Source organism: Carboxylicivirga sp., from assembly GCF_982718395.1.
This window is the reverse complement of the sequence record NZ_CEXQWX010000235.1, coordinates 1-7,030: the sequence shown is the minus strand read 5'-3', so window position 1 is coordinate 7,030 and position 7,030 is coordinate 1. Positions and strand designations below refer to the sequence as shown.

General features: G+C 39.5%; 5 protein-coding genes. All 5 read left to right on the top strand.

The window, feature by feature from the left end:
• The coding region (locus AC4MRQ_RS24070; RefSeq protein ID WP_491200280.1) for a hypothetical protein at positions 1-263 on the top strand (263 nt) is incomplete at its 5' end.
• Positions 264-456: 193 nt separating this feature from the next.
• Positions 457-1,437, top strand: coding sequence for a carbamate kinase (gene arcC / locus AC4MRQ_RS24065; RefSeq protein WP_491200279.1), 981 nt, complete (start codon positions 457-459; stop codon positions 1,435-1,437).
• Positions 1,438-1,584: 147 nt separating this feature from the next.
• Positions 1,585-2,586, top strand: a complete 1,002-nt coding sequence (locus AC4MRQ_RS24060; protein ID WP_491200278.1) for an ornithine carbamoyltransferase — start codon at positions 1,585-1,587, stop codon at positions 2,584-2,586.
• Between the two features lie 480 nt (positions 2,587-3,066).
• Positions 3,067-5,514, top strand: coding sequence for an FtsK/SpoIIIE family DNA translocase (locus AC4MRQ_RS24055; RefSeq protein ID WP_491200277.1), 2,448 nt, complete (start codon positions 3,067-3,069; stop codon positions 5,512-5,514).
• Between the two features lie 74 nt (positions 5,515-5,588).
• On the top strand, positions 5,589-6,230 hold the full coding sequence (gene lolA1 / locus AC4MRQ_RS24050) for an outer membrane lipoprotein periplasmic chaperone LolA1 (RefSeq protein ID WP_491200276.1): 642 nt from the start codon (positions 5,589-5,591) through the stop codon (positions 6,228-6,230).
• Positions 6,231-7,030: the final 800 nt, after the last annotated feature.

Below are 7,030 nucleotides of genomic sequence, written 5' to 3'. Positions count from 1 at the left end.
TGCAGCCAACGGGGTTTTTCCTTAGTTTTTGTTCACAAAGAATGATGTTTATAAGGAGTTCACGATTGTCGCTTCGCTTTAATTCACCTCGTGCAAAAAGTAAGTCGCCGAAGGCAAGGCAAGAGTATTTTGATTGTGTTGAAACTGTTGTAGTTGATTGTACGATTTTAAAATTGGGAAAGATCTTTGACGTATCACAAGTAAAATTTTTAATTGATCCCGATAGCCCAAGTAATAATCTTATTAGGGTATTTAATTGTTAAAAAGGAACAGATTATCTGATTAACGTCTGATACAAAAAGTGATATAGTTTCAAATTGAAAGTTGGCAAATATGCTTAATAACAGGTTCTACAGAATGTGTGACAATAATCATGTATTAAATCACTAAAAGTTTGTTATATCGCAAATTGAAGACCTATTTTTTATAAACCGAATAACTAAAATCTAAGAAACCATGGGCAAATTAGCTGTTATTGCACTTGGAGGAAATGCTCTTTTACGCGACAATCAGGTTGGAACCATTGATGAGCAAGAGCAAAATACTACAGATACGTTGGAAAACATCGTATTTCTGCTGAAAGAGGGATATAATATCGTCATTTCACACGGTAACGGACCACAGGTTGGTAACATTGTGATGCGTAACGATGCCGGTGAGCAAATGTATAATATTCCTCAGATGCCGTTAGATGTATGTGTGGCCGATTCACAGGGGGGTATTGGTTATATGATCGAGCGATCATTAAAGAATGTGATGCGCAAGCATGGAATCAAGCGTAATGTTTTAACATTGATGACCACTGTAGAGGTTGATCCGAATGATCAGGCGTTTAAGAACCCTACCAAGCGTATTGGTAAGATTGTAACCAAAGAAGAAGCGGATAAATTAAGCACTGAAAAAGGCTGGACCTTTAAAGAAGAGAAAAAGACCACCAGTGGATTTCGACGTGTGGTACCTTCTCCACAACCTAAGACAGTAGGTAACTGGGAAGTGATTGAAAAGAACGCACGTGAAGGAACCATCATTATTGCAGTTGGTGGAGGCGGAGTGCCTGTTTACACTGATGAAAAAGGCGATATTCGTCCGATAGAAGCAGTTATTGATAAGGATTTGGCTAATTCATTATTGGCTCGTCAAATTAATGCAGATCGCTTCTATATTTTAACAGATGTACCATTTGTTTATAGTAACTTTGGCCAGCCTGATCAAAAGGTATTGGAGTTCTTAAACGTTGAGGATACAAAAAAATACCTTGATGCCGGTACGTTTGGCGAAGGTAGCATGGCGCCAAAAATCAACGCCGCACTTCAGTTTGTTGAAGGTGGAGGAGATATGAGCGTAATTACTGAAGCCACCAAACTGGAAGATAAAGCTTACGGTACCAAAATTACAGCTGAATACGAAGAAGCTGATTTAAAGAAGTACGAAAAGTAAAATAGTCAGTAGTTATTAGTCAGTAGACAGTAACTGGTGAGGCAAAAGGCAGAGGTGAGCGATCTATTATGAGAGAAGACACGATGCACCTCGCACCTGGCACGAACAAGAAAACCAAATAAATAACAAATAATAAATCAAAGAATTATGGCATTCAACCTTAAAAATCGGAACTTCCTTAAGTTGTTGGATTTCTCACAGGAAGAAATTAAGTTTTTATTGAAATTGTCGCAGGACTTAAAAGCAGCTAAATATGCTGGTATTGAGCAACCACGCATGACAGGTAAAAACATTGCTCTGATTTTTGAAAAGTCATCGACACGTACAAGATGTGCTTTCGAAGTAGCAGCTCACGATCAGGGAGCACATGTTACTTATCTTGGACCTTCAGGTTCACAGATCGGACATAAAGAATCGATGAAAGATACAGCTCGCGTATTAGGACGTATGTACGATGGTATTGAGTACCGTGGTTACGGTCAGGCTATTGTAGAAGAATTAGCTGAGTACGCAGGTGTACCTGTTTGGAACGGATTAACAGATGAATTCCACCCAACACAGATCTTAGCTGACTTCTTAACAATGATGGAACACACCAGTGTGCCATTAAACCAGGTATCATATGCTTACCTTGGCGATGCACGTAACAACATGGCTAACTCATTATTAGTAGGTGGAGCAATCATGGGTATGGACGTTCGTATCGTAGGTCCTTCTTCATTGCAGCCAGATGCTGACTTAGTGAAACAATGTCGTGAAATAGCTGAGAAATCAGGTGCTACCATCACTATCACTGATGATGTAAAAGAAGGAGTTGCAGGTTGTGATTTCCTTTATACTGATGTTTGGGTATCAATGGGTGAAGCTGATGAAGTATGGAAAGAGCGCATCGAATTGTTGAAGCCATACCAAATTAATTTGGAAACAATGGAAGCAACTGGTAATCCAGCTTGTAAATTCTTACACTGTCTGCCTGCATTCCATAACCGTGAAACAAAAGTTGGTGAAGAAATCTTCCAGAAATTTGGTTTAGACGGAATGGAAGTAACAGAGGATGTTTTCGAATCACCTGCTTCTATCGTGTTTGATCAGGCCGAAAACCGTATGCACACCATTAAAGCTGTTATGGTAGCTACGTTAGGAGCTTAATTAAGCATTTATATAAAAATACAGAAGAGGCATCTCATTGCGAGGTGCCTTTTTTATTATGTGTTTACGGATCGCATCGTTATAATTATAATGGAAAGACATTTTTTTGAGATAGTGGCTGAAAGCCTCAAACTTCACAACAAGGGGGATCGCCCCTTGATAAAGATGTTATGTAAATCTCAGGCTGTAAGTCTGAAGCATATAATTAAAGTATCAGGCCTCTATTCCAAAAAAATGTCTTTCTATTAATTGTGTATAAAGTAGCCTTTAAGGAGAGTTTTTTGCAAGCTTATATATTGTATTGCACATGCGACATTACAACTTTCCTAAAGAACAGATCGCATCTTTATTTGCTACTGGTCATAAAGATGCGATCCATAAAACCAAACCTTATCTGAAAAACTAATCTATGTTTGATTCGATTGGTCTTGGATTTATTATTTTTGTCTCTAATCAATCCCCAGCACAACAATTGAAAATATGGCGAAGAAGAAGACCAAAAGCAAAAAACAAAAATTAAATATCACTCAACGTTTCAGTGCCTTACGTGACAATTTCAAAGATTTTAAGTTTCGTTTTATTTCGGGAATTATTACCATAGGCGTTGCGTTTTACTTTCTGTTAGCATTTTTCTCATTTCTCTTTACAGGTTTTGCCGATAAGAGCATTTTTGATATAAACCGTTGGGAACTATTTAAAAGTTCTGACATTGCCGTTCAAAACTGGACCGGACACCGTGGAGCCCTGCTGGCTGATATTTTTATCAATCAAGGTATTGGTATAGCTGCCTTTACCATCGTCTTATTACTTTTTGTGATTGGTTTTCGACTTTTGGGAGCGCGCATATTGCCTTTGCGTAAAACACTTGCTCACTGCTTCGCTATTTCCGTGTGGTTATCGGTTGCACTGGGATTTATTTTTAATAGCTCGGTCAATGATCAATATCTGTTGTTGGGAGGCGCACATGGCTATTTTATGAGTAAGTGGTTAAGTGCTGCCATTGGTGGTGTAGGTACCATCATTGTTCTGATTGTTAGTTTGGTTATTTATTTGTCCATCACCTTCGACTCTTTTTACCGCATGGTTAGCCGTCCGGTTAATAAATCACCTCAGGATAATCTAAAACCTGATGCTAATACAGATGTATCAACTGAAGATGAAGCTATCGAACATGAAGAGGAACAGGCTCAGGAGCCTGTTGAGGACATGACCTTCGATAAAGAAATTGAGATTGAAATAGAACCAACCACGAACGGATCAGAAGAGGAAGAACCGGTTAAAGATGCAGAAGCCGGCTCTACCCTGGAGTTTTCTCCAACGGTTGATGCTCCTGTTGAAGATGATGATGTCAGCCTGGATTTAACCATTGAGAAAAGCGAGGAAGAACAAATGCCTGATTCTTATAATAATGAGCCATTGGGTGATTATGATCCGACACTTGATCTGTCATCATACCAGTTACCTAATATCGAATTACTGGATGATCACAGTGCTGACAACTCTGAAGTATCAATGGAAGAGTTAGAATCGAATAAAAACCGGATTGTAAAAACTCTCGAAGATTATAAGATACAGATCAAGAATATTAAAGCTACGGTTGGACCAACGGTTACACTGTATGAGATTGTACCGGCTCCGGGTGTGCGTATTTCGAAAATCAAAAACCTGGAAGATGATATTGCCCTGTCGCTGGCTGCTTTGGGTATACGTATCATTGCTCCTATCCCGGGACGCGGAACCATTGGTATTGAAGTACCAAACTCTGAACCTGAAGTGGTGGCCATGCGCACCATTATCAATGCCAGAAAATTCCAGAATTCGAAATATGAGTTGCCAATTGCTTTAGGTAAAACCATCTCCAACGAAACCTTTGTTATTGACCTGGCCAAAGCTCCTCACATGCTGGTGGCGGGTGCTACCGGACAAGGTAAATCGGTTGGTTTGAATGCCATTATCTCCTCCTTGCTTTATAAGAAGCATCCGTCGCAGTTAAAGTTTGTGATGGTTGACCCTAAAAAGGTGGAATTAAATATCTATTCGAAAATAGAACGCCACTTCCTGGCTAAAATGCCTGATGAAGAAGATCCGATTATCACCGATGTACAAAAGGTGGTGAACACCCTTAATTCGCTCGCGATTGAAATGGATAACCGCTATGAGCTGTTAAAAGCAGCCCATGCCCGTAATATTAAGGAGTACAATCACAAATTCGTCAAGCGCCAGTTGAATCCGGAGAAAGGACACCGTTTCTTACCTTATATAGTGGTGGTAATTGATGAGTTTGCCGACCTGATTATGACAGCCGGTAAAGAAGTGGAATTACCTATTGCTCGTATTGCACAGTTGGCCCGTGCGGTTGGTATTCATATGATTGTTGCCACACAGCGTCCATCAACCAATATTATTACGGGTGTGATTAAAGCCAACTTCCCTACCCGCGTTGCCTTTAAGGTGGCTTCGATGATTGACTCGCGTACCATCCTTGATTCGCCGGGTGCCAACCAGTTAATTGGTCGTGGTGATATGTTGATTTCACAGGGCAGCGATTTGGTTCGTGTGCAATGTGCTTTTGTTGACACACCTGAGGTGGAGCGTATCAACGATTTTATTGGTAACCAGCGGGGTTATACCTCTGCCTTTCTACTGCCTGAATATGTTGGTGAGACAGCCGATCAGCCAGCCGGTGAAGTGGATTTGAGTAAACGAGATGCCATGTTTGAGGAGGCTGCCCGTGTGGTGGTAGCTAATCAAAGTGGATCAACATCACTTATTCAGCGTCGTTTCTCGATTGGATATAACCGTGCCGGACGTATCATTGACCAGTTGGAAGCAGCCGGAGTGGTTGGACCTTTTGAAGGTAGTAAAGCCCGACAGGTACTGATTCCTGATGAGCTGGAATTGGAAAAACATTTGAGTCAATTTAATTAATCCAACTTTTTTTGGAACAGTTATTGAATAATGACACACATCTTAACGCAATAAATATTGAAAAATAATTCACTATGAAATACACACTTTCACTAGCATTGGCATTTATCAGCCTTATTACTTTCGCACAATCACCGGAAAAAGCCAAAGGAATTCTTGACCAGGTATCGGCTAAAACAAAAGCCTATCCGTCGATTGTTGCCGATTTCTCTTTCGCATTAGAAAACCTTCAGGAAGAAATCAACGAGGTGTATGATGGTAACATCATCCTGAAAGGCAATAAATATAAAGTTAACCTGATGGACGTAGACACTTACTTTGATGGCGAGGTGCTTTATACACATATGTTGGATGCCGATGAAGTAAACATCACTATACCGGATTTGGAAGATGAGGAAACACTTAATCCGGCAACCATTTTTACCATTTACGAAGATGGATATACCTACAACTATGTAGCCGAAGGAACCATTGATGGTAAAGCCTGTCACGAAATTGATTTATATCCTGAAAATCGTGATAAACCATACTCTCGCATTAAATTATTAGTCTTAAAAGATAATCTTCAGTTGTACTCTATCCGCCAGGTTGGTAAAGATGGTAACAATTACACAGTAGTGGTAAAGAACATGGTAACCAACAAAAGCATCGACGATAAAACCTTTGTATTCGACAAAGCTGCCAATCCTGATGTGGATGTTATTGATATGAGATAATATTTAGACAAGATAAAATATAGAAGCCCGGTGTTGCCGGGCTTTTTTAGTTTTACAGATCGCATCTTCTATGTTGTATTACCAATAACAAATAAGATGTGATCCATTTACTTGATTTAATAATAGAGAGGATTAAAGATGATTCCGAGGGTAAGTTTTACGGATCGCATCTTTATAATTGCAATGCAAATAAAGATGCGATCCTTTTTACCCGCACGACCACTTGTTAAATGTATTAACCAAACTACCGTATAATTCTCACTACACCTACCACCCTATCAAAACACCGTTTTGAAGGTGCGTTAGCCCGTTCCATTTGGCGAGCCGGTGATGGAGTAAATTGAAAATCACTTAGTTGAACATTAATCCTTCTTCTACACCAGTTATCCCTTCGCTCCCGCACGAGTCTTCTCGTGTGGTTTGTTTCAATATCACGCGAAAGGATTCGCGCGATAGCCTGGGCATGGATTAATCCAACTATTTCCCTGAAAAACATGATCATGCCAAAAAAAATACCAATTGAACCTACCGTTCTCTACCCCATTATTTTCTCTAAAAAAAACTAACACAGCGTTACAAAGCATTTTTAATTTTAAAAAAGGATAAAACACTCCGTTAGGGTGTCATTTAATTTTCTTTTCAGGTATAAAATTCATTCTAAAGGCAAATTTGTTTTTAAAAATGGGGCTAACGCAGTGTTAGTTACTCAGCAAAATTTTAAAAGGGACTATAACAGACTGTTATACGCTCTTTAAAATTTTTGTGAGGCCTATAACGCTCCGTTTTATGCATTTTAAATT